The sequence below is a fragment of the Pseudomonas nabeulensis genome, from assembly GCF_004682045.1.
Classification (GTDB): domain Bacteria; phylum Pseudomonadota; class Gammaproteobacteria; order Pseudomonadales; family Pseudomonadaceae; genus Aquipseudomonas; species Aquipseudomonas nabeulensis.
The window spans coordinates 49,463-76,353 of record NZ_QUZT01000006.1 but is presented as its reverse complement, the minus strand read 5'-3'; the positions used below and the strand labels follow the sequence as shown (position 1 = coordinate 76,353).

29 protein-coding genes and 1 tRNA gene are annotated in these 26,891 nt (G+C 60.1%); 12 read left to right on the top strand and 18 right to left on the bottom strand.

The window, feature by feature from the left end:
* Positions 1-2: 2 nt before the first annotated feature.
* Complete coding sequence (locus tag DYL61_RS05405) at positions 3-1,604, bottom strand: GGDEF domain-containing protein (RefSeq protein ID WP_238704531.1); 1,602 nt, start codon at positions 1,602-1,604, stop codon at positions 3-5.
* A gap of 162 nt (positions 1,605-1,766) precedes the next feature.
* Positions 1,767-2,732 carry a LysR family transcriptional regulator gene (locus tag DYL61_RS05400; RefSeq protein ID WP_135307501.1) on the bottom strand — a complete coding sequence of 322 codons (966 nt, stop codon included), beginning with the start codon at positions 2,730-2,732 and terminating at the stop codon, positions 1,767-1,769.
* Positions 2,733-2,773: 41 nt separating this feature from the next.
* Between DYL61_RS05400 and DYL61_RS05395 the strand changes: the two genes are divergently transcribed.
* On the top strand, positions 2,774-3,205 hold the full coding sequence (locus tag DYL61_RS05395; protein ID WP_135307500.1) for a GFA family protein: 432 nt from the start codon (positions 2,774-2,776) through the stop codon (positions 3,203-3,205).
* 126 nt (positions 3,206-3,331) lie between these two features.
* On the opposite strand, the gene DYL61_RS31705 is transcribed toward DYL61_RS05395, so the two are convergent.
* Positions 3,332-3,595 (bottom strand): LysR substrate-binding domain-containing protein, encoded by a 264-nt coding sequence (locus DYL61_RS31705; RefSeq protein ID WP_135307499.1) that lies wholly within the window; start codon positions 3,593-3,595, stop codon positions 3,332-3,334.
* A gap of 303 nt (positions 3,596-3,898) precedes the next feature.
* On the opposite strand from DYL61_RS31705, the gene DYL61_RS05385 reads away from it, so the two are divergent.
* Positions 3,899-4,627, top strand: a complete 729-nt coding sequence (locus DYL61_RS05385) for a glutamine amidotransferase (RefSeq protein WP_135307498.1) — start codon at positions 3,899-3,901, stop codon at positions 4,625-4,627.
* Positions 4,628-4,774: 147 nt separating this feature from the next.
* On the opposite strand, the gene DYL61_RS31520 is transcribed toward DYL61_RS05385, so the two are convergent.
* From DYL61_RS31520 to DYL61_RS05370, 3 genes are all read right to left on the bottom strand, one after another.
* A complete protein-coding gene (locus DYL61_RS31520; protein ID WP_238704530.1) occupies positions 4,775-5,272 on the bottom strand; it encodes a hypothetical protein in 498 nt (165 codons plus the stop codon).
* Positions 5,273-5,520: 248 nt separating this feature from the next.
* Positions 5,521-6,132 (bottom strand): TetR/AcrR family transcriptional regulator, encoded by a 612-nt coding sequence (locus DYL61_RS05375; RefSeq protein ID WP_135307497.1) that lies wholly within the window; start codon positions 6,130-6,132, stop codon positions 5,521-5,523.
* Between the two features lie 27 nt (positions 6,133-6,159).
* Complete coding sequence (locus DYL61_RS05370; RefSeq protein WP_135307496.1) at positions 6,160-7,380, bottom strand: multidrug effflux MFS transporter; 1,221 nt, start codon at positions 7,378-7,380, stop codon at positions 6,160-6,162.
* An 813-nt stretch (positions 7,381-8,193) separates the two neighbouring features.
* Between DYL61_RS05370 and DYL61_RS05365 the strand changes: the two genes are divergently transcribed.
* The gene (locus DYL61_RS05365) at positions 8,194-8,955 is read left to right on the top strand and encodes a carbon-nitrogen hydrolase family protein (protein WP_135307495.1); all 762 of its coding nucleotides are present in this window, start codon (positions 8,194-8,196) and stop codon (positions 8,953-8,955) included.
* A gap of 223 nt (positions 8,956-9,178) precedes the next feature.
* Here DYL61_RS05365 and DYL61_RS05360 read toward each other — a convergent pair.
* A tRNA-Ser gene (locus DYL61_RS05360) sits at positions 9,179-9,269 on the bottom strand.
* A gap of 152 nt (positions 9,270-9,421) precedes the next feature.
* On the opposite strand from DYL61_RS05360, the gene DYL61_RS05355 reads away from it, so the two are divergent.
* Positions 9,422-10,093, top strand: a complete 672-nt coding sequence (locus tag DYL61_RS05355; RefSeq protein ID WP_135307494.1) for a Bax inhibitor-1/YccA family protein — start codon at positions 9,422-9,424, stop codon at positions 10,091-10,093.
* A 68-nt stretch (positions 10,094-10,161) separates the two neighbouring features.
* Here the strand turns inward: DYL61_RS05355 and murB are convergent, their stop codons facing one another.
* The 8 genes from murB to DYL61_RS05315 all read right to left on the bottom strand — a co-directional run bounded on the left by murB (position 10,162) and on the right by DYL61_RS05315 (position 17,007).
* The gene (gene murB, locus DYL61_RS05350; protein WP_135307493.1) at positions 10,162-11,181 is read right to left on the bottom strand and encodes a UDP-N-acetylmuramate dehydrogenase; all 1,020 of its coding nucleotides are present in this window, start codon (positions 11,179-11,181) and stop codon (positions 10,162-10,164) included.
* Positions 11,178-11,642, bottom strand: coding sequence for a low molecular weight protein-tyrosine-phosphatase (locus DYL61_RS05345; protein ID WP_135307492.1), 465 nt, complete (start codon positions 11,640-11,642; stop codon positions 11,178-11,180). Before DYL61_RS05345 ends, murB begins: the two co-directional genes overlap by 4 nt.
* Positions 11,642-12,406, bottom strand: a complete 765-nt coding sequence (kdsB, locus tag DYL61_RS05340; protein ID WP_135307491.1) for a 3-deoxy-manno-octulosonate cytidylyltransferase — start codon at positions 12,404-12,406, stop codon at positions 11,642-11,644. Before kdsB ends, DYL61_RS05345 begins: the two co-directional genes overlap by 1 nt.
* Positions 12,403-12,588, bottom strand: a complete 186-nt coding sequence (locus DYL61_RS05335) for a Trm112 family protein (protein WP_038994143.1) — start codon at positions 12,586-12,588, stop codon at positions 12,403-12,405. Before DYL61_RS05335 ends, kdsB begins: the two co-directional genes overlap by 4 nt.
* A gap of 24 nt (positions 12,589-12,612) precedes the next feature.
* Entirely contained in the window at positions 12,613-13,623 is a 1,011-nt protein-coding gene (lpxK, locus tag DYL61_RS05330) for a tetraacyldisaccharide 4'-kinase (RefSeq protein WP_135307490.1), read from the bottom strand.
* Complete coding sequence (locus DYL61_RS05325) at positions 13,623-14,051, bottom strand: ExbD/TolR family protein (protein ID WP_105698563.1); 429 nt, start codon at positions 14,049-14,051, stop codon at positions 13,623-13,625. The genes lpxK and DYL61_RS05325 overlap by 1 nt, the downstream gene beginning before the upstream one ends.
* Positions 14,048-14,683: a MotA/TolQ/ExbB proton channel family protein gene (locus DYL61_RS05320; protein ID WP_058425437.1), complete on the bottom strand. Its 636-nt coding sequence runs from the start codon at positions 14,681-14,683 to the stop codon at positions 14,048-14,050. The genes DYL61_RS05325 and DYL61_RS05320 overlap by 4 nt, the downstream gene beginning before the upstream one ends.
* 98 nt (positions 14,684-14,781) lie before the next feature.
* Entirely contained in the window at positions 14,782-17,007 is a 2,226-nt protein-coding gene (locus DYL61_RS05315; RefSeq protein ID WP_238704529.1) for a DNA internalization-related competence protein ComEC/Rec2, read from the bottom strand.
* 135 nt (positions 17,008-17,142) lie between these two features.
* Here DYL61_RS05315 and DYL61_RS05310 point away from each other — a divergent pair, with 135 nt between their 5' ends.
* Positions 17,143-17,658 carry a DUF2062 domain-containing protein gene (locus tag DYL61_RS05310; RefSeq protein ID WP_135307489.1) on the top strand — a complete coding sequence of 172 codons (516 nt, stop codon included), beginning with the start codon at positions 17,143-17,145 and terminating at the stop codon, positions 17,656-17,658.
* A gap of 3 nt (positions 17,659-17,661) precedes the next feature.
* Here DYL61_RS05310 and DYL61_RS05305 read toward each other — a convergent pair whose 3' ends face one another.
* Both DYL61_RS05305 and DYL61_RS05300 read right to left on the bottom strand, forming a co-directional pair.
* The gene (locus DYL61_RS05305; RefSeq protein ID WP_135307488.1) at positions 17,662-19,032 is read right to left on the bottom strand and encodes a sensor histidine kinase; all 1,371 of its coding nucleotides are present in this window, start codon (positions 19,030-19,032) and stop codon (positions 17,662-17,664) included.
* Positions 19,019-19,747: a response regulator transcription factor gene (locus DYL61_RS05300; RefSeq protein WP_135307487.1), complete on the bottom strand. Its 729-nt coding sequence runs from the start codon at positions 19,745-19,747 to the stop codon at positions 19,019-19,021. Before DYL61_RS05300 ends, DYL61_RS05305 begins: the two co-directional genes overlap by 14 nt.
* Positions 19,748-19,953: 206 nt before the next feature.
* Here DYL61_RS05300 and DYL61_RS05295 point away from each other — a divergent pair, with 206 nt between their 5' ends.
* The 4 genes from DYL61_RS05295 to DYL61_RS05280 all read left to right on the top strand — a co-directional run bounded on the left by DYL61_RS05295 (position 19,954) and on the right by DYL61_RS05280 (position 24,786).
* Entirely contained in the window at positions 19,954-22,707 is a 2,754-nt protein-coding gene (locus tag DYL61_RS05295; protein ID WP_135307486.1) for a response regulator, read from the top strand.
* A 176-nt stretch (positions 22,708-22,883) separates the two neighbouring features.
* Entirely contained in the window at positions 22,884-23,873 is a 990-nt protein-coding gene (locus DYL61_RS05290) for a 2-hydroxyacid dehydrogenase (RefSeq protein ID WP_135307485.1), read from the top strand.
* A 71-nt stretch (positions 23,874-23,944) separates the two neighbouring features.
* On the top strand, positions 23,945-24,385 hold the full coding sequence (locus DYL61_RS05285; RefSeq protein WP_135307484.1) for a hypothetical protein: 441 nt from the start codon (positions 23,945-23,947) through the stop codon (positions 24,383-24,385).
* The gene (locus DYL61_RS05280) at positions 24,382-24,786 is read left to right on the top strand and encodes an META domain-containing protein (protein WP_135307483.1); all 405 of its coding nucleotides are present in this window, start codon (positions 24,382-24,384) and stop codon (positions 24,784-24,786) included. The genes DYL61_RS05285 and DYL61_RS05280 overlap by 4 nt, the downstream gene beginning before the upstream one ends.
* Before the next feature lie 142 nt (positions 24,787-24,928).
* On the opposite strand, the gene DYL61_RS05275 is transcribed toward DYL61_RS05280, so the two are convergent.
* Positions 24,929-25,390 (bottom strand): TlpA family protein disulfide reductase, encoded by a 462-nt coding sequence (locus DYL61_RS05275; protein ID WP_105698572.1) that lies wholly within the window; start codon positions 25,388-25,390, stop codon positions 24,929-24,931.
* A gap of 115 nt (positions 25,391-25,505) precedes the next feature.
* Between DYL61_RS05275 and arsC the strand changes: the two genes are divergently transcribed.
* From arsC to DYL61_RS05260, 3 genes are read left to right on the top strand one after another with little or no spacing between them, the layout of a single operon-like run.
* A complete protein-coding gene (gene arsC, locus DYL61_RS05270; protein WP_135307482.1) occupies positions 25,506-25,859 on the top strand; it encodes an arsenate reductase (glutaredoxin) in 354 nt (117 codons plus the stop codon).
* On the top strand, positions 25,856-26,470 hold the full coding sequence (wrbA, locus tag DYL61_RS05265; protein WP_135307481.1) for an NAD(P)H:quinone oxidoreductase: 615 nt from the start codon (positions 25,856-25,858) through the stop codon (positions 26,468-26,470). Before arsC ends, wrbA begins: the two co-directional genes overlap by 4 nt.
* On the top strand, positions 26,454-26,864 hold the full coding sequence (locus DYL61_RS05260) for a DUF2069 domain-containing protein (RefSeq protein WP_135307480.1): 411 nt from the start codon (positions 26,454-26,456) through the stop codon (positions 26,862-26,864). The genes wrbA and DYL61_RS05260 overlap by 17 nt, the downstream gene beginning before the upstream one ends.
* Positions 26,865-26,891 lie beyond the last annotated feature (27 nt).

The window sequence follows — 26,891 nt, the reverse complement described above, 5'->3', positions numbered from 1 at the left end:
CTTCAAGCCTGCGCAGCGATACTGGCTTTGCTTTGGAACATGGCGGTGTCAGCCTTGAAAATCAAATCGTCAAGGTTTTCACCATCTTCCGGATACCACGCCACCCCTAGGCTGGCGCTAACCTTGATCTGGCTGTTTTCCCATGGAATGGGCAGGGCAACGGCTTCGCAGATTTCACCGGTGATGCGCTGGATATCGCTTCTGTGATGCGCGCCGTCGAGCAGCACGATAAATTCATCACCGCCCATGCGCGCAGCTATTTCGAACTCGCGAATATTGGATTTGATCGCCGAGGCTGTGTGGATCAGCATCGCATCGCCCGCCTGGTGGCCATAACGATCATTGATCTGCTTGAAGTGGTTCAAGTCGATATAACACAGGGCCAGATGCTCTCCACGATTCTTTGCGTCGAGCAGCCTCTGGCTAGCGAAGGGAATAAAACTATTGCGATTAGGTAAGCCAGTCAGGCTGTCATAGAAAGCCAACTTGTGTACTTCCTCTTCGGCGAGTTTACGCAACTTGATCTCGTTGCGTAGATGGCGCTGGGCATTCAACAGCACCAGAGCGAATATCAGGACAAGCGCAGAGCCGATGCTGATCAGCACAATGGTCTTGCGCAGTCGCTCAACGAGTTGCGGCGGGTTGGGATCGTAAATGAAGTTTTCCAGACCGGCGATAGTGTCGACCATGCCCAGTTCGAGGAAAGTTTCAGCCATACGTTGCCAGCGCCCTGGGTTCATATGACCGATCTCGATCAGGTCAGATACCACCAGCGGACGCATGGCCTGAGCTTCGAATTGCAAGTGCGCGCGACTTTTCTCCACCGAATACTGATTGAGCAGCAGGTCTATGATTTGCTCGGGGTTATCCATCGCGTAACGCCAGCCGCGCAGGGTAGCGCGGCGGAAGGCCTCGACCCGCTGTGGATTTTCGTCAATCTCGGCCTGGCTGGTGAACAGGATGTCACTGTAGAAGTCGATCCCGTAGGTGACGGGCGAGATGATGTTGTATTCCACGCCCCGCTGTTGCAGGTAGAAGGGCTCGTTGGTCAGGTACGAGTTGAACGCCGCCACTTTACCGCTGGCCAGATCCCCAATTTGAAAACTGCTGGGTAGCAGTTGTAGTTTTTCGAGGGGTATACCCTCGCTACGGAACATCGCCAGAAAATCGGCATCTGTCTGTGCATCCATCAGCATCACCGGCTTGCCGATCAGGTCGTGCACGGTGCGAACACCTTGGTCTGTGCGAGCCACGAGCACGGAAGGTGAGTGCTGAAAAATCACCGCCAGCGCGACCAAGGGCTTGCCATGCAGGCGTGCGTAGAGCAATTCACTATTGGCTTCGCCGTATTGGGCACGCCCGGAGAGCACTTCTTCGACCGGTGTGACATTGGGGCCACCTTCGTGCAAGCGCACGTCCAGTCCTTCTTCGCGGTAATAGCCTTGGGCGATGGCGGCGTAGTAGCCCGCGAACTGGAACTGATGCTTCCAACGCAGCTGTACATCAATAACCTGCTCAGCACCATTCTGTTGAGTGACCGGGCTGCCCCACGCAGCCTGAGCCGAGAGCAAGACAAAACACAGCAGTCGACGCAGCCGAACCAACAGAAGTCTCTCCGGCCGGTCGAGCGCGTTAGAACAGCAACAGAGGCTGGGCATCGTGAGAGTCCGTGAATCGCGCTCGTGGTTGAGCGTGCTAGCCGTGGCGCGGCATTGTGACACTACTCATGCGGGGCCAGCAATCGCGCGCTACGCCGCAAGCGGCCGCTATCCTCGCTTGCGGCGTGGCTGGCGTAGATATTGATGCAACTGCTCTCCTAGAACCTCAAACACCCGAGCGATCCTGTTAATTTTGCGCAGGTCATTGTGCATTGCGATCCACACGTCTACCTCAAAACCAAAATCGTTTGGCAACACATGTACCAGGCCGTGCGATGTTGCTATTTGCGTCGGGCAGAGTCCGAAACCCAAGCCCGCTTTCAAAGCGGCCAGCTGCGCAAGGTGATGATCAGAGGCGATGGCGAAATGCTGGTCGGCATCGCACAGACCCGCGTCGACAAACCGACGCAAATCCGCTGAGCGTCTGTCCGGCCCGATCAGCGGCCGTTTGCGCAGTGACAGCACGGAGGCCGGGTTACCGTAGCGCTCCAGGCACCCCACACTGGCATGGATGCCAATCCGCAAACTGCCGACACGCCGCACCGTGATATCAGCTTCATTGGGCCGCATCAGCCTCACCGCGATATCAGATTGCAACCTCGCGATGTCTTCAAGGGCATCGCTGATGCTCAACTCTAGTTTGAGCCCCGCGTGCTCGTAATGAAAAGGGCGCAGCAGAACGGGCAGTACCTCGACGCCAAGCAACTCGCCGCAGGTCAGCCGAATCGTACCGTGATCCACCGACGCTTCAGAACTGGCCATGCGGTTGAAGGTTTGCGCGGCCAGATCCATGGCCTCCACATGTTCGATCAGGCGTTGCGCTCCGGTAGTAGGCGTGAGACCCAGAGGTGTGCGGGTGAACAGACTCACACCAAGCGCGTGTTCAAGATGGTCGAGGCGCCTGCGCGCAGTTGCCTGGGCGATACCAAGCAACTTCGCCGCCCCGCTCAGGCTGCCCGATCGCAGCACGGCGAGAAATACACGCTGGCTTTCCCATTCAATCCCGCTCATACATTCTTTGCCAACAGTTGCTCCTAATTTGATCTTCTGCCCGACCCCGGGAAGAGCGATCATTCGCCAACATTTTCCAGGGCGTCATTGTAAGGAACCAACGCATGAGAATCACCGGTCAGTGCCGATGTGGACAAGTCAACATTGAGATCGTGGCGCAGCAATTGCCGCCGTTGTATGCCTGCCACTGTTTGAACTGTCAGCGCTGGAGCGGCAGTGCATTTGGTCTGCACATGCTGAGCGCGGTGTCGGCTGTTCAAGTGTCTGGCGAAACGGCGATCTTCGAGCATGAGCACCATGGTCATACGTCTACCCAACATGCCTGCGGTATATGTCATACCCGACTGTTCAACGAGACCACTGCAGCGCCCGGCATGCGAGTGGTACGCGCCGGCATCCTTGAAGGCGCTGAGCGTTTCGAGCCGGTTGCGCATATCTGGACACGACGCAAGCAGCCATGGCTTGTGCTGCCCGGGACTATCGCGCAATGGCAGGAGAGCCCCACGCCCGAAGCATTCGCCGCTGCGCTAGGGTAAAAGAGCTTGCTCCTTCCTTAGTGACAGTGTCGTTCGCCGAGCGAAAAATTACTTGAGTTGGCTACGTCCGCTTCGGGTCGAAAGCGGACTAAGTTAACAGCCGCAATCAACCAACAACACCCATCGTCAAAAACCCACCCTCCCCACCTCCCCCCAAACCGACCGCAATAAACGCGACTCCTGCCCGCTACGCCAAACCAAATGCGTACGCACCCTCCCCAACCTGGCCGGCAACGGCAGCGCCCTGGCCAACCCCTCTACGTTCACCGCCTTCAACACCGAAAGCGGCATGATCGCTACCCCCGTTCCCGCCGCAACACAGGCGGCTATTGCAAGATCGAACAGGTTAAAGCTCGCACGAAGGTCGGCTTTATTCTGGAGGTGGATCATCTGCTAGCACCAGGCTTTGCCTAGGCGGCCATTCATAGCGAGGCAGGTATTGAGTTTGTGACGTGCCCTCCACCATCATAGGCCTATACACATCTTTCGAAGCCACAGGCGTTCTTGTAGTGAGCGGGCTTGCCCCGCGCTGGGTGGCAAAGCCGCCCCAATCCAGGCACTGCGGTGTATCAGAAAGACCACGGAGTTGGGATTTGGGGCGGCTGCGCCACCCAGCGCGGGGCAAGCCCGCTCACTACAACGTTGTGTAAATACCTACGTTTCTCCATTCCATCCCACCAGCGGTACAGAGCATTGACCCCACACACACTTCTGATTATTCAAGTCGGCACACCACCGCAAGACATCCGCGATCAACTCGGTGACCTGCCGTCCTGGTTTGGCAACGCCCTGGATGTCGCGCCGGACGGGATGCTCGTGGTGCGCGCGTTTGAGGGGGCGCTGTTGCCTGAGCCGCGCCAGGATTGCGTTGCGATCATTACCGGCTCGTGGGCGATGGTCACCGACCGCGAACCGTGGAGCGAATACGTGGCGCAGTGGATTCGCACCGCCATGGCGGTTGAAATGCCGCTGTTCGGTGTGTGTTACGGGCATCAGTTGATGGCTCATGCATTGGGCGGTGTGGTGGACTATCACCCGCAAGGCCGTGAAGTGGGCTGCGAGATGATCCAACTGCTGCCGGCGGCCATGGAGGATGAGCTTCTGCGCCAGTCGCCCGCTCAATTCCCGGCGCACCTCACCCATGAACAAACCGTGATCACACTGCCTCAAGGCGCTGTCGCGCTGGCTCGTTCAGCTCACGACCCGCACCAGATCATCCGGTATGGGCGCTTTGCGATGTCCACTCAATACCATCCTGAGTTCACACCCAAGCATCTGGAGGCCATGATCCGACGTCGCGCCGCCATGCTGGTCGCGGAACAACGTGAACCGGAGCAGATGATCAAGGCCCTTAGGGAAACACCGGATGCACGGGCTGTGCTGCGTAGTTTCTTGCGTGACTGCACGGGCGTTGCCGCCTGACCATTCTTGAACGCCAGAAACACAAAACCCCGCAATGGCGGGGCAGTGACTTGTCGACCTGACACGTGAGGCGAGTATTTCACCAGCGAGAGAAGCTTCTTTCAAAGTTTCCTTAACTGGAAAAAGACGCGCCCTGACGTGGAGTCATTACCTGGCCTGGCGAAGCACCAGCTCCGACAGACGCGTCTTGACTCGGAAGCAGAATTCACGAATTTGGAATTGATAAGCAGGCATAACCATGTAGTTCAAATCTGGACCCAATGAGTCTTTGATTTCCATGTATTTAGCCGTCTTGACTGCGATGGCCTGGTATTGCGCTTCGTATTTGGTGTACGACGCTTTGCTGTAAAGCTTCAAAACATCCAGCTCTTTGCGGCATTGCTCAGCGCGATTTTGGTTCAGTTCTGTTTCTGACTCTGGCTGAGCGATCTCTGCAGAGGCAGGGGCTGGGGCGCCAACATTGGCGTGCGCAGGTGCAGCCTCATAGCGCACAGTCCAATCTTCTTTTTTCGCGGGTGCGACTTCCTGTGGTGCTTCCTGGACGACGGCGGGAGGTGGAGCCACGTTAGGTTTTTCTGGAGTTTTCGTCGCGCATCCCGCGAGGGCCAGTCCTACCACTACAACGATGCCACACATTTTATCCATCGGTTCCACCAAGAGGTAATTTCGGTTGGCTGAGTCGTTAGGTTCTGGGTAGAAGTAAAAACTCAGGCACTCATCGAGTATGAATTTTCTACCAACCTCAAGGCGCTTAGCCTCTCTTCCTTGAGTTTGCAGACGGGGGATAATAGTAAAAAAACAAGGGGATGACGAGTAAAAGCTCGTCAGAAAATTCACAAACTGAATGGGGCGATTATGGGAATGGAACAAGACGGCGGATACAAATCCGCCGTCTACGCCAGGCTGGGGGCCACTGTCCCGGCAGCCAGCGCAATGGAGTCCCCCAGGATGCGCCACAGCGCGGCGACACGTCGGCGATAAGTCGGCTCATTACCGTAGATCAGCTCGACGTGCAGACTGTCGATCAGCCCGATGTACGCATCCTGGAATATCTCGAGGTCGGTGGCGTTCAGTGTCGGGTACTTTGCCTTGAGACTGACACCAAACAGTTCACGCATGCGTTCGAGATAGGCTTCGAAACCAGCGCTCACCTGGCCCTTGAGTTCCGCTGGTGGAAAAAACGCCGTACGCAGCAGAAAGCGCAGCGCTGCTGACGACTCATAGCGCTGCGCGAGATCGTCGGTGTACAGGGTGTTTAGGCCAACCGAAGCGCTGGCCGTCACGGCAAACCGCTCCTCGACGTATTGGCGTTCGGTGATCAACGCCAATTCCAGCACTGCGCTAAACAGGTCGTCCTTGCTTTTGAAATGCGCATACAACGACGGCTTGCGCATCCCCGCCAGCACGGCGATGTCGTTTAGTGAGGACGCGTCGTAGCCGCGCTCTGCGAAATGCACCAAGGCAATGTCGCAAATTCTTCCCGCTGAGGGGCTGAGCACTTTCATGTAGAGATCCTTGCCAGCATGCTTTTATCAGTGATTTAACGCAGTGATCGAGTCCGCCTTGCCTTGGCGCACACTGATCCAGGTGAGCGCACCCACTGCAACGGCGCACAGCACCAGCAAGCCACCCCACGCCGCAGCGCCGTGACTGCTGACCAGGCCGGTCAAGGGTGTCGCGCACGCCGAGATGCCGAGTTGAAAGGCCCCCAGCAAAGCGGCGGTCGATCCCAACGCGGTGGTTTGCGACGACATCACCAGGGTCATCAGTGTGGTTTCTGCAATCCCCACCCCAAGCAACGCAATCGCCACACCGGCCACCAGCCACGGCAGATCCAGGCCAGCGGCCGCCGCCATGCAGGCGATAAACGCGCCCGCCACAATACAGCACGAACCGGCCACGGCCATGCGCGCCAGGCCGTATTGGCCGACCCATTTTGCCGCCAGCGAGGCCCCGATCAGAATCGCAATACCGGTTGCGCCGAACAGCGTACCAAACTGGGCGGCGGGCAACCCGTAGTCATTCTGGTAGATGAACGTGGCGCCACCGATGTAGGCAAACAGGAAAAAGAAGACCGATGACAACGCCAGCGCCGGTTGCAGGAAGCGCAAGTCCCGGGCGATGCGTGCGTAGGTTCGGATCGCCCGCTTGAAGTTCAACGGCTCGCGTTTGCTCGCGGGCAAGGTTTCCCGCAGGACCACCATGGAGTCCACCGCAACCAAGGCGCCCAGCATCGCCAGTACAACCATCACCGCACGCCAGCCAAAGTGCGCATCAATGTAGCCGCCCAGCGCCGGCGCGATAATGGGCGCCACACCTTCAATGGTCATCAGCAGGCCAAACAGCTTGGCCGCCTGCACGCCTTGGGTGACATCACGCACCATGCTCATGATAACCACCAGGGTCAGCGCACTGCCCAAGCCTTGAACGAATCGGGCCACCAACAGCCAGTCCAGTGTGGGCGCTGCACCCGCCACCAGCGCGCTCAAACTGAACAACACCAAGCCGGCAATCAAAGGACGCCGACGGCCCCACGCGTCAACGACAGGACCGAACAGGAGCTGACCAAGGCCCATCGCCAACAGGAAGACTGTGAGTGTCAGCTGAATGCTGGCCATGCTGCTCGAATACTCCACCGCCATTTCGGGCAGGCTGGGCAGATACATGTCGACGGCCGACGGGCCAAGGGCACCGATGGTGCCCAGGGCTATGGCGAATTTTAATGTGGGGTTGATTGGGTTGAAGGGTTTCATCATAGGCTCACAGCTGACTACCTACCGATCGGTAGGTTTGAAGTTGTGAGGTTAATAAACGGTTTGGTGAGTGGTCAAGTTGTTAATGAAATTCAGCCTGATAGCGCCCTTGGTTTGGGAGATTGGCTGTTCTTGGATGCCAGAAACACAAAAGCCCCGCAATCGCGGGGCTTTCGTTTGAATCTTGGCGGGAAACCAGGCCGCCAAAGGGCTTTTCATTTGAACATCTCATGCTGAATCAGGCTGCGTCAGGAAGGCTCAATAGCCCGAAGTAGATGGGGTTGAAGCCGATATTCGGTTGCGAACACGGTTTCATAGTCAGTCATGGCGTCCGGGCAAATCGCGTCAAAAACGGGGGTACAGACTGGGGTATCGTATGGAATTAGGGTATGGCGGAGAGGCGATCAGTACTTTCGCACGCTCCACCGCACCAGGTTTTGTTGGAAATGACAGTTTTGACCCAATCAGACGAGAGGCGTGCTAGCTGCCCTATCCTTACATTCAACTTGGCCTCATATGCCATAGCAACGAATGGCAGAGAACGGCCGATTCTATTGAAAAAGTCGGCCATGGTTTGCGCATCAGAAAAGTACGCGTCCGAGATTGAAATCTTTACTTTTGACAGGGCTTTTCCGGACTCGGATTCTACGTAGCAGCGTGCAAAAAAGGCGTTTTCACCAGTCAAAGATCAGTAACCGTCTGGCCAACACACCTTCCTGCGGGAAAGATGTGTGCCATTAGCTCTCTCCCTCAGAGCGCGCTGTAGCGCGCGAACCTGGGCAACGTTAAGATCGTGCTTTTTTGGAGGCGCTTGTGTCGGCACCAGTTTTTGCAGCAGCCCAATGCGCCGTTCGGGCTGGCGATATCAGTGCGAACCTTAAGTTACACATAGAGTTCATGCAGCACGCCAGCAAAGAGGGTGTGGGGTTATTACTCTTTCCAGAGTTATCGCTTACAGGATATGAGCCAACCTTGGCCGAATCCTTGGCGCACGATATAGATAGCCCACTTCTTTCCCCCTTGCGAGACCTTGCGCGGGAAGCCTCAATGACTACGATAGTAGGTTTGCCGTTACGCCTACCCAGCCATGACAAACCAGTAATCGCAGCCATTATACTCCACGGGGATGGTTCGGCTGGTGTCTATACCAAGCAGCATTTACACCCTGGCGAAGAGCAATATTTTGGTGCGGGTGATGGTGGCGATTCAATTCTCATCGCCGACTTATCCGTAGCCCTATCGGTATGTGCTGATTTCAGTCATCCGGAGCATCCATCGCTAGCGGCAAAACAAGGCGCGCAGTTGTATGCCGCTAGTGTGCTCATCGGTGAGGGCGGTTATCCACACGATAGTTCGCTATTGCAGACCTACTCAGAGCGTCATGGTATGGCTGTGCTCATGGCGAATCATGGCGGCCCGACCGGTGGATGGGCTGCTGCTGGTCAAAGCGCGTTTTGGGATGAGAAGGGTCGATGCGTTGCTTCGACGGTCGGCATGGGGAACCGGTTGCTGATCGTCTCTAAGCACCCGCATGGGTGGCAAGGTTTCGAAACGTCAGTATCCGTTACTTCCTAAAACAGGGGGTAATCGATCCCAAAACGCTAGCCCTTCCATGTCACGCAGCCTCCTTCATTTCATAGCAAACAGGAGATCACCAAGAGGGTTTACAGGAGGATTGGCGCGACCGCGAAGCCTTCCAAATAGGCAAAGTTTCGGAACGCCTGTAAAAAACCGTCTCACCGCACCCAAACCCCAGAAACACAAAAGCCCCGCAATCGCGGGGCTTTCGTATGAATCTTGGCGGGAAACCAGGGATTCGAACCCTGGGAACGCTATTAACGTTCGCCGGTTTTCAAGACCGGTGCATTCAACCACTCTGCCAATTTCCCTTGTGCATCACAGGATTAGGATAGCTCATCCTGTCTCAGCGGGCGCCATAATACCCGAATGAAACACACTGTCAAACTCTCGGCATCGCTTGTTACAGAGCGTCTGTTATGATCTTTGCGACTGAACGTTTCAAAACCGAAGGAGTGTCGCCATGCGCGAACAGAATTACGCAGTGAATGGCAACGCGCAGGCTGAGCAGCTTGAAGTCAGCCGCGTGTTGCGCAACACCTATGGCTTGCTCGCCCTTACCCTTGCTTTCAGCGGCGTGATGGCATTCGTGGCGCAGCAGATGCGCGTCGGCTATCCGAATATCTTTGTGGTACTGATCGGCTTCTATGGCCTGTTCTTCCTCACCAACAAGCTGCGTGACTCGGCCTGGGGCCTGGTGTCGGCGTTTGCCTTGACCGGTTTCATGGGCTTTATCCTTGGCCCGATCCTCAACCGTTACCTCGGCATGGCCGGCGGTGCGGAAGTGGTCAGCTCGGCGTTTGCCATGACGGCCCTGGTGTTTGGTGGTCTGTCGGCCTACGTGCTGATCACCCGTAAGGACATGAGCTTCCTGGGCGGTTTCATCACCGCTGGTTTCTTCGTGTTGCTGGCGGCGGTCCTGGCGAGCATGTTCTTCCAGATCAGCGGGCTGCAACTGGCGATCAGCGCAGGTTTTGTGCTGTTCTCGTCGGTGTGCATCCTGTTCCAGACCAGCGCAATCATCCACGGCGGTGAGCGCAACTACATCATGGCGACCATCAGCCTGTATGTATCGATCTACAACCTGTTTATCAGCCTGTTGCAGATCTTCGGCATCATGGGTCGCGACGACTGATCCTGTAACGCCATAAAAAATGCCCCGTATCGAAAGATGCGGGGCATTTTTGTTTTCAAGGGACGGTTTCAGTACTGGTTGGGCTCCATTTCCAGGTCGACCTTGAAGCGCTTGGCGATATCTTGCTGGATGCGCAGCGCCAGGTTTGCAATGTCGTGTCCGGTGGCACCGCCGTAGTTCACCAGCACCAGCGCTTGCAGCTTGTGGACGCCGGCATCGCCATCGCGAAAGCCTTTCCAACCGGCTTTGTCGATCAGCCAGCCAGCGGCGAGTTTCATCTGGCCGTCTGGCTGTGGGTACGCCACCAGGTCCGGGTACAGCGCCTGTAGCTCGGCCGCCAGTACCTGGGAGACCAATGGGTTCTTGAAGAAACTGCCGGCGTTGCCAAGCTCTGCGGGGTCCGGCAGTTTTTCGCGGCGGATGCTGCAGATGGCGCGGCTGACGTCGCTCGGCGTCGCCTCGGTGATGCCCTGCCCCGCCAGGCGTTGTTGGACCGGGCCGTAATCAAGCTTGAGGTGGCTGGCGCGACTCAGGGTGAAGCGCACCCGCAGGATCAGCCAGCGTCCGATTTCGTGTTTGAACAGGCTGTCGCGGTAGGCGAAGTTGCACTCTTCGAGACTGAAATCCCGCAGTTCGCCAGTGTGGCGATCGAGGGCAGTCAGACCGGCGAAGACGTCCTTAATCTCAACACCGTAGGCGCCGATGTTTTGCATGGGCGCTGCGCCGACGGTGCCGGGGATCAGGCTGAGGTTTTCCAGGCCACAAAAGCCCTGCTCCAACGTCCACAGCACAAAGGGGTGCCAGGCTTCGCCTGCTTCGGCTTCGACCACCACCTGTACGCCATCATCCTGCAACACACGGATGCCCTGACTGGCCATACGCAAAACCAACGCGGGGATGTCCTGGGTCAGCAGCAAGTTGCTGCCACCTCCGATCACCAGCAGCGGCAACGTTTGCGCCGCCGCATACGCCAACGCTTCGCGCACATCGTTGTCGCTGCGAGCCTCGGCGAATAACTGCGCGCGCACGTCGATGCCGAAGCTGTTGAATGGCTTGAGCGACACCTGCGCAAGCACCTGCAAGGTCATAGTCGCCCCTTCAATTCGATCACCAATAAATCACAGGCCTGTTCGATCAGGTCCAGGACCCGCTCGAAGCCTTGTTCGCCTTCGTAATAGGGGTCGGGTACTTCGTCCACTGGCCCGTCGTAGCGGCGCAGGAACAGGTCCAGCTCTGCCTTGCCCTGCCCCGGCTGCATCGCCTTGAGGTTGCGCAGGTTGCTGTGGTCCATGGCCAGGATCAGGTCATAGCGCGCGAAGTCCGCCCGGGAGACCTGCTGGGCACGTTGCGCCGACAAGTCGTAGCCACGTGCCAACGCTGCGCGTTGGCTGCGTTGGTCCGGTGGGCTGCCGATGTGCCATTCGCCCGTACCGGCGGAAGCAACTTCTATCTGATCCGCCAGCCCCGCTTCGCGCAGTTTGTGGCGCAATACACCTTCGGCGGTGGGCGAGCGGCAGATATTGCCCAGGCAGACGAACAGGACCTCCATCAGGCCCCCAGCAGGCGACGAACGCGCTCAAGGTCTTCCGGTGTGTCCACACCGGCGGGCGGTGCTTCCAGCGCATCGTCCACATGAATGCGCACGCCGTGCCACAGGGCACGCAGTTGCTCCAGGGACTCGGTGTTTTCCAGCCAGCACGGGCCCCAGCTGACGAAGTCATGCAGGAAGCCAGCGCGGTAGGCGTAAATACCAATGTGGCGACGATACGGCACGCCCTCTGGCAATACGTCACGGCTCTTGGCGAAGGCGTCGCGCGCCCACGGCAAGGTCGAACGGCTGAACGTCAGCGCCAACCCGTTAATGTCACTGACCACTTTCACCACGTTCGGGTTGAACAAGGTGTCGGTGTCTTCGATGGGCTCGGCCAGGGTGGCCATGCGTGCTTCGCCATGGGCAGCCAGGTTGGCCGCTACTTGGTCGATGACGCTGGGCGGGATCAACGGCTCGTCACCTTGCACATTGACCACGATGGCATCTGGCGCCAGGCCAAGCTGCGTGGCTACTTCGGCCAGGCGATCGGTGCCGGAGTTGTGGTCTTCACGCGTCAGTACGGCTTCGGCGCCAAAGCCTTTGCAGGCTTCGATGATGCGCGGGTCGTCAGTGGCGATCACGACGCGCTCGGCGCTGCTTTTGCAGGCCTGTTCCCACACCAACTGAACCATTGGCTTGCTGCCGATCAGTTGCAGCGGCTTGCCCGGCAAGCGTGTCGAGGCATAGCGGGAGGGAATGACAACGGTAAAGGCAGTGGTCATTTATCCAGGCGCTCGTCATCGGTCAGGGTGCGAGCTTCGCTCTCCAGCATCACCGGGATGCCATCACGGATCGGGTAGGCCAGGCCAGCGCCTTTGCTGATCAGCTCGGTTTTGTCGGCGCTGAGCTTGAGCGGGCCTTTGCAGATCGGGCAAGCGAGGATGTCGAGCAGTTTGGTGTCCATGAGTGTTTCCTGGAAATAAGCGTTTTAAGGCAAGAGTCGGGCGGGCAACAGGCGCATCAGTTGCGTGTCGAACCAGGCGACGAACGCCGGCGACGGCACTGCATCCACCGCAAGGTACCACCAGTCGGGCTGGGCGAAGGCGCGGCACTTCACCGCGTCTTTCTCGGTCATGACCAGTGGCAATGACGGCGTAAAAGTCAAGACCTCGGCGCTGTAGGGCGCGTGGTCGGCAAAAGCATGGGGTATCGGATGCCAGTGTAGCGTTTGCAGGGTATTGAAGAAACGTTGCGGATTGCCGATACCGGCGACGGCATGCACCTGCTGGCCTGCCTGGAAATGATCGATCGGCTGACGCTCAGCGGTCTGCAAGTTGACCAGTGCCTTGGGCTGAAGGTGAAAGGCAAAGCCATCGTCACGATCTGATTGCGCGCCGTTGTACAGCAGCGCATCCACGCTTTGCAGGCGCTCGACGGGTTCGCGCAACGGCCCGGCCGGCAGGCAACGGCGATTGCCCAGGCCACGGGCGGCGTCGATCAGTACCAATTCCAGGTCACGAGCCAGGCGGTAATGTTGCAGGCCGTCGTCGGACAGGATCAGGTCCAGGGTTTCGCTGGCCAGCAATGCCTTGACCGCACGGCTGCGGTCGGGGTCGATCATCAATGGCACGCCGCAGCGCTGCACGATCAATAACGGCTCATCACCGGCGACCTCGGCGCTATCGCTGGCCTCAACCCGCCACGGCAACTGCGGTGGCTTGGCGCCGTAGCCCCGGCTGACCACGCCTACGCGCAATCCACTGTTACGGCAATGCTCGATCAGCCAAAGGATCAACGGCGTCTTGCCAGTGCCGCCGACGGTAATATTTCCTACCACCACCACCGGCACCGGTGACTGGTAGATCTCACCCTCACCCGCGACAAACCGCGCACGCTTGCGCTGCACCACGCGCCGATACAGCGCTTCCAGCGGCCGCAACAGCGTCAGCGCCGGATGGCCTTCGTACCAGGCCTTGAGCAAACGATCGGACATGGCCATCAGGGTTGGCTCGCCGCCTCGATGGTGGTCATGCGCAAGTGGCTGAAACCCAGCTTGCCGGCAGCATCCATCGCGGTGATCACGGCTTGGTGCTGGGTCTTGCCATCCGCGCTGATCGAAAGCGGCATCTTGGTATCACCGCCGGATTCTTTCTCCAGTGCAGCCATCAGGCTGGCCAGGTCGTTTTTCTCCAGCAACTGGTTATTCACCGAAAACACCCCGTCGGCACTGATGGCGATGTCCAGTTGCTTGACTTCCTGGTCTTCGGCCGGCGAGCCACTGACCGCTTCTGGCAGGTCGACGCGAAGCTCAGTCTGACGAGTGAACGTGGTGGTGACGACAAAAAACAGCAGCAGGATAAACACCACGTCGATCAGCGACGCGAGGTTGATATCGACATTTTCCCGTTGCTTGCGGCGAAATTTCACGCTTTGCCCCCAACCAGGTCCACATCACGGTCGCCCTGCACCACTTCCACCAGTTTGATGGCTTCCTGTTCCATGCCCACCACCAGTTCATCGATGCGGCGTTGCAGGAAACGGTGGAAGAACACCGAAGGAATGCCGACCATCAGGCCCGCCGCCGTGGTGATCAAGGCCTTGGAAATGCCACCCGCCAGCACGGCGGCATTGGTGGTCATGCCCGACCCCATGAACGAGCTGAAAATATCGATCATGCCCAGCACCGTGCCGAGCAAGCCCAGCAATGGCGCCATGGCCGCGATGGTGCCGAGGGCGTTGATATAACGCTCCAGCTCATGGATGACCCGGGCAGCGGCCTCTTCGATGCACTCTTTCATGATCTCGCGACCATGCTTGGAGTTGGCGAGGCCTGCGGCGAGGATTTCACCCAGCGGTGAGTTGGCGCGCAGTTCCTTGAGTTTCTCTTTGTCCAGTTGCTTGTTCTTGATCCAGCCCCAGACCTGCCCCAGCAGATGCTCGGGGGTGACGCGGCTGGCGCGCAGGGTCCACAGGCGTTCGGCAACGATGCCCAGTGCGGCGATAGAGCTCATGATGATCGGCAACATCATCCAGCCGCCGGATTTGACCAATTCCCACACAGTGAATGTCCCCTCGAAAAAGTGCGCCACTTTACCATATAGGTTCGGTGACGGGGCTCGTCGACCCTGGACCGATGTCGGCCGTTTGTAACGCCGGATTAAGGTAACCGCTCACGCCAGAACCGACGTTGACCGCGCGCAACCACCGGCGGTGCGAAGGCACCCAGTCGCAAACGCACCGCCCCCTGCTCGGCACTGTCGTACACCTGGCTGCCCAACGCCTGGTAGCGCTCGGTGACCTGTGGATGAGGATGGCCAAACGCATTGCCACGCCCACGGGAAATCAGCACCGACTTGGGTGCCAGCCGCTCTAGAAAAGGCCATGAGGAAGAACTGCGACTGCCATGGTGCGGAGCTTGCAGCCAATCGGTCGGCACCGCCAGTGCAGACGCGAGGAATGCTTGTTCGGCGGCACGGTCGATGTCGCCCGTCAGCAGCAGACGCTCGCCATTCGCCTGCACCTGCAATACGCAGGATTTTGCGTTGCCATTGGTGGCGTCCGGCCACTGCCAAAGCTCGAATGACACGCCGTCCCACACCCAGCGTTCGCCACTCACACAAGGCTCTGCACCCAGAAATGCCGGTAACCCCTCGGTTTCCCCACCAACCACGCGCTTGACCGGTAATCCATTGGCAACTGCCGCAGCGCCACCCGCATGATCCGCATCGGCGTGGCTAAGTAGCATCACCTCCAACGCCCCAACACCAAATTTGCGCAATGACGGCAACACCACCCGCTCCCCCAGATCAAAGGTCCCAGAGCGCGGGCCGGCATCGTAGAGCAACGTGTGATGACGGGTGCGTAGGAGTAGCGACTGGCCCTGCCCGACATCCAACTGCACCACGTCGACCTGACCATCGGGCACCGGCTCTCGCGGGGGGAACACGGCCAGCAACAGCATCGGCCAGCCCAACACCCGAAATGGCACGCCTTTAGGCAGTAACAGGAGCACGGCACCGGCCAGGCTTATCAACCAAAATCCCAACGGCACCTCGGACGGAATCCAGGCAGGCACATACTCAGCAAGCCATGCCAAGCCCCTAAACAACCCGTCCAGCGCACCACCTGCCAGCCACAACAGGCTCTCGCCGATCCACGGCAGCGGCAACAAGACCGTACCCAACAATGCCAGCGGCAATACCACCAGGCTGATCCACGGCACCGCCACCAGATTGGCCAGCGGCGCACTGAGGCTGATGGGCAGCCCCAACACCAGCAACAACGGAAAAAGACCGATGGCGATCAACCCCTGCGGCCGCGTCCATACCTGCCACACGCTCCACGGCCCCAGCCGTCCGCCAAATGCCAGGATCAGCACCGCTACCGCGGCGAACGACAGCCAGAATCCCGGTTGCAGGCTGGCCAATGGTTCAAGGAGCAATACCCCATTAAGCGCCAACAACAAGGGCCACCAGAGCCCAAGATGGCGAAAACGCAGGCGCCACAGCAGCACCAGCCCCACCATCACGCAGGCGCGCTGTACCGGCACACCGAAACCCGCCAACAGGCCGTATCCCAACGCAGCGGTGAATGCCAGGCCGCACGCCCAAGGCAACCACGGCCAGCCTCGGGGCCAGCAACCATACCGCGCCAGCCCGGCGATCAGGGCGTAGACAAGGCCCGCCAACATGCCGATGTGCTGGCCAGAAATCACCAATAGATGAACGGTGCCGGTGTCCTGCAACACCCGCCAATCTTCGCGGCTCAATCCGGAACCGTCGCCGATAACCAATGCTGCCAGGCCGGCCTCGCGACCTTGGGCATTCACCGCCAGCAGGCGCTGGCGAACCCCGTCGCGCCAGGCATTGCGTGCGGGTGCCAGCCGTTCACCATCTTTGACAGAACCAGTCGCCCCAATACGTTGGGCCAACAACCAGGCCTCTTGATCGAACCCATGAAAATTCAGTAGCCCGGATGGCCGCTTCAGCGTGACAGCCAAGCGCCAGCGTTCACCGCTGCGAACCGCTGGCCCGCCGCGCCAAGACACCCGGATCCGCTTGGGTAACCGCGCATTTCGCGCGCGGCTGTCGGCCAATTCAAACCGCACCCCCTCTCCCGTCTGTTGCGGCAAGCCAATGACCCGACCTTCGATCCAGCGCGTCTGGCCGTCGAGCGCTTGCTGCAAGCGGTCATCCAGCGCCCATTGCGCACTGATGCAGGCCCAACTCAGCCCGAACAGGAAAAACGCCAACGGATAGGTGCGAAACGGCAACAGCATCAACGCCAGCACCAGCATGACCAGAAGCCAGCCGGTCGACGGCAGCGCGGGCAACCAACGCAGCACCAATAGGCCCAGCGCCAGCGCGAACATCCCTGTCTTCATGAATCATCCCTTTCAAGTGATCCAATCAGTCTTAGCCGGATGCCCAGCACGGCCTATGATGTTTTGTCACAAAGTCTGAATTTTCCGTTTATAGAATGCGGGCATACTTGCCCCTCGAACTGACCTGGACCCCTTATGCCCCGGCGCTTATTCAAACGGTACATGCCCGACCCCACCAGTATCAGGGAACACAAGTCCTTACAGTTTCTCGGTACGTTGCTGCATGACCCGAACCTGTGGCACCTGAACCGGCACTCGGTCGCACGGGCGATGGCGGTGGGCCTGTTTGCGGCGTTTATTCCGATCCCGCTGCAGATGCTATTGGCAGCCGTCCTGGCGATTGTGGTGCGTGGCAATATGCCCATCGCCGTCAGCCTCGTGTGGCTGACCAACCCGATCACTATGCCGTTTGTATTCGTCGGCACCTACCTCACCGGCGCGTGGCTGATGAACGTGCCACCCCGCAGGTTGCCCGACGACCTGACCTGGGAGTGGATCAGCGGCCAACTGAGTACGTTGTGGCAGCCCTTCCTGTTGGGTTCAGTGGTGCTGGGGCTGGTACTGGGCGCACTGGCCTATTGCCTGACCATGGCTTACTGGCGCTGGTGGGTCGCACACCAGTGGAAGAAGCGTAAGCAGCGCCGCGGGTGAACGTTAGCGTGCTGGCAATCGCAGGTGTACCCGCAACCCCCGCCCGGTATTTTCCGCCCACAGGCTGCCGTCCTGGCGTTGCACCGCATTGCGGGCAATGCTCAGGCCCAGGCCAAAGCCCCCATTGCCAGGGCGTGAACCCTCCAGGCGGGTGAACGGCGCGAAAATGCGTTCCAGATCCTGCTCAGCAATGCCTCCGCCCTGATCTTCCAGCCACAAGTGCCAGTAGTCACCCTCACGCTGCCCGTCCAGGCTCACCACGCCATCGGGCGGTGAATGGCGGATGGCGTTGCGCAGGATATTCTCCAAGGCCTGGGCCAGCGTGTTCAGGTTGCCCCGCACCCAGCAATCGGCTTCCAACAGGCACGGCAGGCGCGCCGCCGGCCAATCGCTTTCAAAACACGCGTTCTCGCGCAGCATGTCCCACAGCGCCTGGAGTTGAATGTCTTCCTTGGGCAACGGCGCGCGCTCGGTGTCGAGCCAGGCCAGTTGCAGGCTGTCTTCCACCAGGCGCTGCATCGCGTCGATCTCGCGGCTGAGGCGTTCGCGCAGTTGGGTCAGGTCCTGCTCACTGTCACAGGCCACCCGCAATCGACTCAACGGCGTGCGCAATTCGTGGGACATATCCCGCAGCAGTTGTTGCTGCAACACCACCGTGCCCTGCAAACGTTCAGACATATGATCAAACGCCCGGCCCAGCTCGCCCAACTCATCCTGACGACTGGTGGCATCGTGGGACAGGCGCGTATGCAATTGATCCGCGCGCCACGCGTTGGCCTGCTCACGCAATTGATTGAGGGGCATGATCAACAGTCGATACAGGCCAATGCACAGCAACAGGGTAAACAGGCCTGGGATCACGCCATTGGTCACCACGCGCCAGAACAACTGGTAGCGCCCGGGCAAATAACGCTGCGGTAGCTCGATCACCAGGGAGCCCGCGTTCGGGTTCACGGCGAAGGGCACCTTCAACCATGGCAAGCCTTTCACGTGGCGGCTCACCGGCCAATCCAGGCCGCGTAGAAAGGTCAGGCGCTGGCTTTCTTTTTCGGTCAACGGCGTGCTGCTCAGCGATTGCAAGTCACTGCCGATCACGCCGACCCAAGTGTTTTCCCGAGTACGCATGCCTTGCAGCCACGCATCAACGCCCGCCCTGCCCCCTCGGTTCCAGGCCTGCTCAGCGCTGACCGCATAACCGCTCAAGGTGGCCCGCGCCTCATCGTCGAGGTAGGCGTTCTGTTCCTCCATGTACCGGCCCCAGGACCAACTGAGCCAGATCATCAGCAAACAGAAGGCGATCAGCAGGCACGCCAGTTTCCAGAATAACGAGTGTTTGCCGGGCAGTTGCTTCAAGGGACGTTCAAACGTTGTCATCAGGACCGCTCAGCACATAGCCCTTGCCCCATACCGTGCGCACCTCGCGCTCGCCGTAGCCGATGGCCTTGAGCTTGCGGCGAATCTGGCTGATATGCATATCGAGGCTGCGATCATGGGGAGCGTAGCCGCGCTGCAACACATGCTGATAAAGGAAGGCTTTGCTGAGGACTTCTTCACTGTTGCGATGTAGGGTTTCCAGCAAGCGGTATTCGCTGCGGGTCAAACCTGCCCACTGTTCCAGGTGGAAGACATCACATAATTCATCGTCAAATCGCAGGGTACGTGCATCGTCACGCACTGGCGCCAGTGTAGACACCGGTCGCCGATCCAGGGCCACGCGGCGCAGGATGGCTTCGATACGCACCCGCAGCTCGATCATGCTGAACGGCTTGGGCAGGTAGTCGTCGGCGCCCAGGCGAAAGCCGCTGACACGATCGGCTTCGGCGCCCAGGGCCGACATCAGGATCACGGGGATTGTATGACTCTGGCGCAGATGGGTCAGGATCGACAGGCCGTCCATGCCCGGCAGCAGGATATCCATCAGCACCACATCGAAGGCCTGATCGCGGGCCATCTGCAACCCTTGCTGGCCGTTTTGACACCAGGTTACGTGGAAGCCACAGCGCCCCAGGTGCTCATGGACATAAGCGCCGAGCACGGGGTCATCTTCGATGGTCAGGATACTGGGTTGGCCTACGGCTGCGGGATTCATTAGCGTCTGCAAGTCATTCTCAATGACTGATTATTCAAGATTAACCCGCGACAGGCAATCGCCGCGCGGCCCCGAATGAGCATGAAGATTGCTGTATGTCATTAATTTGCAAGATTCCACAGCGTGCAAATGGCTACACTGCGCAGGTGGCGCGGGCCGGATGCCCGGGCGAATCATCGTTGACACTGGGGTAGCAGGAGAGTGGCGTGCTGAGAAGAATGGGGATAAAAGGCCGCGTGCTGTTGCTGACGTTACTGCCGACCAGCCTGATGGCCTTGTTGTTGGGGGGCTATTTCACCTGGATGCAGCTCTCGGAATTGCAGAGCCAGTTGCTGCAACGCGGTGAAATGATCTCAGAACAGTTGGCCCCGCTGGCAGCGCCGGCCCTGAGCGCGAGGAACACTGACCTGCTGGAGCGCATCGCCACCCAGTCGTTGGAACAACCGGATGTGCGGGCTGTCTCCCTTCTCGGTCCGGACCGCACGCCCCTCGCCCACGCTGGCCCGACCATGCTCAACCAGCCGCCCATCGGCAACAGCTCCCACTTGTTGCAACGCTCCGGTAACGACGCCACGCGCTACCTGCTGCCGGTATTTGGCCGTCACCGTAACCTGGCCGGCGACCTGGTCCCGGACGAAGCCGACCGCCTGCTGGGCTGGGTCGAAGTGGAGCTGTCCCACAACGGCATGTTGCTGCGCGGTTACCGTAGCCTGTTCGCCAGCCTGCTGTTGATCGCCATCGGCCTGGCTTGCACGGCGGCCCTGGCGTTGCGCATCAGCCGCACCATCAACTCACCGATTGGCCTGATCAAGCAAGCCGTAGCCCAACTCAAGGACGGCAACCTGGAAACCCGCTTGCCGCCCTTGGGCAGCCAGGAACTGGACCAGCTCGCCTCCGGCATCAACCGCATGGCCGAGACCCTGCAAAACGCCCGGGAAGAATTGCAGCACAGCATCGACCAGGCCACCGAAGACGTACGCCAGAACCTGGAAACCATCGAGATCCAGAACATCGAGCTGGACCTGGCCCGCAAGGAAGCCCTGGAAGCCAGCCGCATCAAGTCGGAGTTCCTGGCCAATATGAGCCATGAGATCCGCACACCGCTCAACGGCATCCTCGGGTTTACCCATCTGCTGCAAAAAAGCGAACTCACGCCGCGCCAGCTCGACTACCTGGGCACCATCGAGAAATCCGCCGACAACCTGCTGGGCATCATCAACGAGATCCTCGACTTCTCGAAAATCGAGGCCGGCAAGCTGGTGCTCGACAGTATCCCGTTCAACTTGCGTGATTTACTGCAAGACACCCTGACCATCCTCGCCCCTGCCGCCCACGCCAAACAGCTGGAACTGGTGAGCCTGGTCTACCGCGACACACCGCTGGCGTTGGTGGGCGATCCGCTGCGCCTCAAGCAGATCCTCACCAACCTGATCAGCAATGCGATCAAGTTCACCCGCGAAGGCACCATCGTCGCCCGGGCGATGATCGAGGATGAACAGGAAGACAGCGTGCAGTTGCGCATCAGCGTGCAGGACACCGGTATCGGCCTGTCCAGCCAGGATGTGCGTGCGTTGTTCCAGGCGTTCAGCCAGGCGGATAACTCGCTGTCGCGCCAACCGGGTGGCACGGGCTTGGGTCTGGTGATTTCCAAGCGCTTGATCGAACAGATGGGCGGCGAAATTGGCGTCGACAGCACGCCGGGGGAAGGCTCGGAATTCTGGATCAGCCTGAACCTGCCCAAGACCCGCGACGACGTCGAGGACCTGCCCTGCGCGCCATTACTGGGCCATCGCGTGGCGGTGCTGGAAAACCACGAGCTGGCGCGCCAGGCCCTGCAACATCAGCTGGAAGACTGCGGTCTGGAAGTCACGCCGTTCAACAGCCTGGAAAGCCTGACCAACGGCATCACCAGCGCCCACCAGACCGAGCAAGCCATTGACCTGGCGGTACTTGGCGTGACCGCCAACGACATTCCACCCGAGCGCCTCAACCAACACCTGTGGGACCTTGAACACCTGGGTTGCAAGGTGCTGGTGTTGTGCCCGACCACCGAACAGATGCTGTTCAACCAGTCGGTGCCCAACCCCAATAGCCAGTTGCAAGCCAAGCCAGCGTGCACGCGCAAGCTGCGTCGGGCCTTGTCCGACCTGATCAGCCCGCGTCCGTCGCGCAGCGAACCGGGCGAGCCGTTGTCCAGCAGGGCGCCACGCGTACTGTGCGTGGACGACAATCCGGCGAACCTGCTGTTGGTACAGACCCTGCTGGAAGATATGGGCGCCAGGGTGCGCGCAGTGGAAAGCGGTTTTGCAGCGATCGATGCGGTAAAACAAGACACCTTCGACCTGGTGCTGATGGACGTGCAGATGCCCGGCATGGATGGCCGCCAGAGCACCGAGGCGATCCGCCAGTGGGAGAGCGAACGCGACGGCACCCCGCTGCCGGTAGTGGCGTTGACCGCCCACGCCATGGCCAACGAAAAACGCGCCTTGCTGCAAAGCGGCATGGACGATTACCTGACCAAGCCCATCAGCGAACGCCAACTGGCCCAAGTGGTGTTGAAGTGGACCGGCCTGGCGCTGCGCAACCAAAGCCCGGAACGCGCGACCGATGGCACGGGCCCTGGGGTTCAGTTGCCGGTGCTGGACCACGAAGAAGGCCTGCGCCTGGCCGCCGGCAAGACCGACCTGGCCGCAGACATGCTCGCCATGCTGCTGGCCTCGCTGGAAGCCGACCGCATGGCCATCGCCATTGCCCGCGACGCTGACGACAACAACGCACTGATTGAACGCGTACACCGCCTGCACGGCGCCACGCGCTACTGCGGCGTGCCGCAACTGCGTGCTGCCTGCCAACGGGCCGAGACCCTGCTCAAGCAGGACGACGCCAAGGCCCTGACCGCGCTGGATGAGCTGGACGTTGCCATTACGCGGTTGGCCAGTGAGGCGCGGGTGAGCGCCTGACGCCTGAGCGAACAAAATCTGCTTTGTGTGTTTTAGGTGCTTTATGTGGGAGGGGGCTTGCCCCCGATTACGATCTGTCAGCTAAAGATGCGCCGACTGACCCACCGCTATCGGGGGCAAGCCCCCTCCCACAGGGTTTTGTATTTCCACGCAGTAAATTGCAGGGAGCTTCTCATATGCGCGTCATTCTCTTCAGCAGCCAAACCTACGACCGTGACAGCTTCCTCGGCGAGCCCCTGCCACCTGGTGTCGAGCTGCAATTCCAGCCAGCCCGACTCAACCTCGACACCGTAGCCCTCGCCGAACACCACGAAGTGGTCTGCCCGTTCATCAACGACGACCTCAGCGCCCCAGTGCTGGAACACCTGGCCAAGGGCGGCACACGCTTGATCGCCCTGCGCTCGGCCGGCTACAACCATGTCGACCTGGCCGCCGCCAAGCGCCTGGGCCTGACCATCGTGCGCGTCCCCGCCTACTCGCCCCACGCCGTGGCCGAACACGCGGTGGCACTGATCCTGGCACTCAACCGCCGCCTGCACCGCGCCTACAACCGCACCCGCGACGGGGATTTCAGCCTGCACGGCCTGACCGGCTTCGACCTGGTAGGCAAGACCGTCGGCGTGGTCGGCACCGGGCAGATCGGCGCCACATTCGCCAAGATCATGGCCGGTTTCGGCTGCCAACTGCTGGCCTACGACCCCTACCCCAACCCGCAGGTGCTGGCCCTCGGCGCACGCTACGTGAGCCTGCCGGAACTGCTGGCCGAGGCGCAGATCATCAGCCTGCACTGCCCGCTCACCACCGACAGCAAGCACTTGATCAACACGCGTTCGCTGGCCCATATGCAACCCGGTGCGATGCTGATCAACACCGGCCGCGGCGGCCTGGTAGACACGCCCGCACTGATCGAAGCGCTCAAGGACGGCCAACTCGGTTACCTGGGGCTGGATGTCTATGAGGAAGAAGCGCAACTGTTCTTCGAAGACCGCTCCGATTTGCCGCTGCAAGACGACGTACTTGCGCGCCTGCTGACCTTCCCCAACGTGATCATCACTGCCCACCAGGCGTTCCTCACCCGCGAGGCCCTGGGGGCGATTGCCGGCACCACCCTGGCCAACATCGCTGCATGGGCCGATGGCCGGGCGCAGAACCTGGTCGAGGGATGATCAGCGGTCACATACCAGGCGCATGATAGGCCGGCACCCGTGATAGGATGCCGCGCCTATTTGGAGGATCCATGGCCGAACACGATTTCCGCTTCAGCTTGCTGAGCCCGCAACACACCCTGATCGAATGCCGCGCCTTGATGCCGGGCCGTTACCAGGTCACCGGCAACGGTGGTTCGATCAAGCATGGCGACGTCTTGATCGTCTCCCTGCGCGGCAGTAAAACCCTGTCGATGCGCCTGACCGTCGAAGGTGACGCGCGCTACTCCATCCGCCCGGCGGGCCAGTGGGTCGCCATGGCCCAAGGGCCGAAATTCGGCGAGTTGGAAATTCACACCTGGAAAGTCAATTGCGACAGCTGCGACAGCGTGCTGGAGTTTGAATTCGCGGTGGAAACCAAGCTAACCAAAGAGCCCCTGCAACCGGCGGCCAACGCCCGCATCAAGGAGCTGGGCTGGGCCAGCGAAGGCGACAAGCATCGCTGCCCGAAATGCCAAAAGGCTGCGCAATGAAAGGCCTGCTTCTGCTCGCCGCCCTCGGTGCCGGCCTGACCGGTTGCGCCGGGGACGCGGTCAAGCTCAAGCAGGATCACAGCTACGTGGTGGAATGGATTGGTGAGCGGCCGCTGATGGACTACGCGCACCTGACCGTCACCCTCGGCGCTGATGGCCGCGCCTACGGCAACGGCGGCTGCAACCATTGGTTCGCGCCATACACCCTGGACGGCGACACGCTCAGCTTTGGCAAGATCGGCAGCACGCGCAAACTCTGCGCCGAGGCGTTGATGGAGCAGGAACATCGCTTCTTCCAGGCGCTGCAAAGTGTGGAGCGTTGGGATATCTCGCCGATCGAACAGACGCGGTTCTGGCCGGCGGAAGGCAAGCCGATTCGGTTGTGGCTGGAAGAGGGCTGACAGCACCCATCTCAAGACTGAGTGAGGTCAAAATGTGGGAGGGGGCTTGCCCCCGATAGCGGTGGGTCAATCAGCTTATGTATTGGCTGACACACTGCCATCGGGGGCAAGCCCCCTCCCACATTTGATTAGCGTTGTTGCTTTAACCGCGCAGCGCCTTCAGTTTCGCAATCACCCCTTCCGCCGTCTGCTCACCCATCAACTGCTCACGCACCTTGCCCTTGTCATCGATGATGTAGGTCACCGGCAACGCTTCGCTGCGGGGAATATCGAAAATCTCTTCGGGGTTCTGCGCCAGCACGGTGAACTTGATGCCCAGTTTCTCGCTGGCCGCCTTCAATTCTTCACCCTGCACATTGTCGAAGTTAACCCCGAACACCCCCACGTTCTGCCCTTTCAACTGCTCGGCCAACGCATTGAGCTCCGGGATTTCCGTACGGCACGGGCCACACCATTCGGCCCAGTAATTGACCACCACCCACTGTTTATCCAGGCGCTCGGCGGCTACCTTCTTGCCGTATTGGTCAACACCGTAGTCATTGCCGCAGCCGCTGAGCAGCAGGGTTGTGATGATCGCCAATGCACCGATCAGTCGCCTAGTCATGGGGTAATCCTTCGTAAAAATGAACGTTGGCTGCGACGGATCGCCTCTTACGGTTTAAGGACGGGGCGCAGCGCGGGTAGAATACCCGCCACCTTACGCAAGATGCGACCCGCACATGACCGATCTGACGCTTTATCACAACCCGCGCTGCTCGAAATCCCGCGGTGCGCTGGAACTGCTCGAGGCCCGCGGCCTCACCCCAACCGTGGTGCGCTACCTGGAAACCCCGCTGGACGCCGCGCAATTGAAGGCGTTGCTCGCCAAGCTCGGCATCAGCGCGCGCCAACTGCTGCGCACCGGCGAAGACGAATACAAGGCCCTGAACCTGGCCGACGCCAGTCTCAGCGAAGCGCAATTGATCGCCGCCATCGCCGAACACCCCAAGTTGATGGAACGCCCAATCCTAGAAACCGCCGACAAAGCCATCATCGGCCGTCCGCCGGAGAACGTGCTGGAGATTCTGCCGTGACGACGCCTTATGTGCTGGTGTTGTATTACAGCCGCAATGGCTCGGTGAGCGAAATGGCCCGGCAGATTGCCCGAGGCATCGAGCAAGGCGGCATGGAAGCGCGCCTGCGCACCGTGCCGGCGATTTCCACCGAGTGTGAAGCCGTGGCACCGAGTATCCCGGACGAAGGCGCGCTGTACGCCAGCCTCGACGACCTGAAACACTGCTCGGGCCTGGCCCTGGGCAGCCCGACCCGCTTCGGCAACATGGCTGCACCGCTCAAGTATTTCCTGGATGGCACCAGCAACCTGTGGCTCACCGGCGCCCTCGTCGGCAAGCCCGCTGGCGTGTTCACCTCCACCGCGAGCCTGCACGGCGGCCAGGAAACCACCTTGATGTCGATGCTGTTGCCGTTGCTGCACCACGGCATGCTGATCACCGGCCTGCCCTACAGCGAACAGGCCCTGCTCGACACCAAGGGCGGCGGCACACCTTACGGCGCCAGCCACCACGCGGGTCCGGACGGCAAGCGCATGCTCGACCCGCATGAAATCGCCCTGTGCCGCGCCCTTGGCCTGCGCCTGGCTAACACTGCGACCCTGCTGGAGGGTGGCCGTGGCCAGGAAGCCTAAGGTCCTGCCGCCCCAGGCGTGGCTGGAACCACGGGTGAAGGTGGCGCGTGCATTGAGCTTGCTGGCATTTTTCGGGCTGGTGGGTTTGTTGTGCGGGTATTACCTGTTCGTCGCCGACCTGCACGGCGCGCGGCCGTGGGTGATCCTGCTGATCGAACTGGTGCCGTTATTGGTGCTGGCACCCGGCATGCTGCTGGGCAGTGCACGCGGGCATTCGTGGATGTGCTTTGTGGTGAACCTGTATTTCATCAAGGGCGCACTGGCAGCGTATGACCCGAACCGGCAGTGGTTCGGGGTGCTGGAGATGCTGGCGAGTCTGGCGGTGTTTTGTACGGCGCTGTTGTATGTGCGGTGGCGGCATCAGTTGAATCGGCGGATGGCTGCGAACGGTTAAAATGTGGCGAGGGAGCTTGCTCCCGCT

What these genes read in the sequence shown, in the direction of transcription:
- DYL61_RS05400 (WP_135307501.1), bottom strand. Translation starts at nt 2,732, where the DNA reads ATGATCGCTCTTCCCGGGGTCGGGCAGAAGATCAAATTAGGAGCAACT.
- DYL61_RS05395 (WP_135307500.1), top strand. Translation starts at nt 2,774, where the DNA reads ATGAGAATCACCGGTCAGTGCCGATGTGGACAAGTCAACATTGAGATC.
- DYL61_RS31705 (WP_135307499.1), bottom strand. Translation starts at nt 3,595, where the DNA reads ATGATCCACCTCCAGAATAAAGCCGACCTTCGTGCGAGCTTTAACCTG.
- DYL61_RS31520 (WP_238704530.1), bottom strand. Translation starts at nt 5,272, where the DNA reads ATGGATAAAATGTGTGGCATCGTTGTAGTGGTAGGACTGGCCCTCGCG.
- DYL61_RS05375 (WP_135307497.1), bottom strand. Translation starts at nt 6,132, where the DNA reads ATGAAAGTGCTCAGCCCCTCAGCGGGAAGAATTTGCGACATTGCCTTG.
- DYL61_RS05370 (WP_135307496.1), bottom strand. Translation starts at nt 7,380, where the DNA reads ATGAAACCCTTCAACCCAATCAACCCCACATTAAAATTCGCCATAGCC.
- DYL61_RS05355 (WP_135307494.1), top strand. Translation starts at nt 9,422, where the DNA reads ATGCGCGAACAGAATTACGCAGTGAATGGCAACGCGCAGGCTGAGCAG.
- murB (WP_135307493.1), bottom strand. Translation starts at nt 11,181, where the DNA reads ATGACCTTGCAGGTGCTTGCGCAGGTGTCGCTCAAGCCATTCAACAGC.
- DYL61_RS05345 (WP_135307492.1), bottom strand. Translation starts at nt 11,642, where the DNA reads ATGGAGGTCCTGTTCGTCTGCCTGGGCAATATCTGCCGCTCGCCCACC.
- kdsB (WP_135307491.1), bottom strand. Translation starts at nt 12,406, where the DNA reads ATGACCACTGCCTTTACCGTTGTCATTCCCTCCCGCTATGCCTCGACA.
- DYL61_RS05335 (WP_038994143.1), bottom strand. Translation starts at nt 12,588, where the DNA reads ATGGACACCAAACTGCTCGACATCCTCGCTTGCCCGATCTGCAAAGGC.
- lpxK (WP_135307490.1), bottom strand. Translation starts at nt 13,623, where the DNA reads ATGGCCATGTCCGATCGTTTGCTCAAGGCCTGGTACGAAGGCCATCCG.
- DYL61_RS05315 (WP_238704529.1), bottom strand. Translation starts at nt 17,007, where the DNA reads ATGAAGACAGGGATGTTCGCGCTGGCGCTGGGCCTATTGGTGCTGCGT.
- DYL61_RS05310 (WP_135307489.1), top strand. Translation starts at nt 17,143, where the DNA reads ATGCCCCGGCGCTTATTCAAACGGTACATGCCCGACCCCACCAGTATC.
- DYL61_RS05305 (WP_135307488.1), bottom strand. Translation starts at nt 19,032, where the DNA reads ATGACAACGTTTGAACGTCCCTTGAAGCAACTGCCCGGCAAACACTCG.
- DYL61_RS05300 (WP_135307487.1), bottom strand. Translation starts at nt 19,747, where the DNA reads ATGAATCCCGCAGCCGTAGGCCAACCCAGTATCCTGACCATCGAAGAT.
- DYL61_RS05290 (WP_135307485.1), top strand. Translation starts at nt 22,884, where the DNA reads ATGCGCGTCATTCTCTTCAGCAGCCAAACCTACGACCGTGACAGCTTC.
- DYL61_RS05285 (WP_135307484.1), top strand. Translation starts at nt 23,945, where the DNA reads ATGGCCGAACACGATTTCCGCTTCAGCTTGCTGAGCCCGCAACACACC.
- DYL61_RS05280 (WP_135307483.1), top strand. Translation starts at nt 24,382, where the DNA reads ATGAAAGGCCTGCTTCTGCTCGCCGCCCTCGGTGCCGGCCTGACCGGT.
- DYL61_RS05275 (WP_105698572.1), bottom strand. Translation starts at nt 25,390, where the DNA reads ATGACTAGGCGACTGATCGGTGCATTGGCGATCATCACAACCCTGCTG.
- arsC (WP_135307482.1), top strand. Translation starts at nt 25,506, where the DNA reads ATGACCGATCTGACGCTTTATCACAACCCGCGCTGCTCGAAATCCCGC.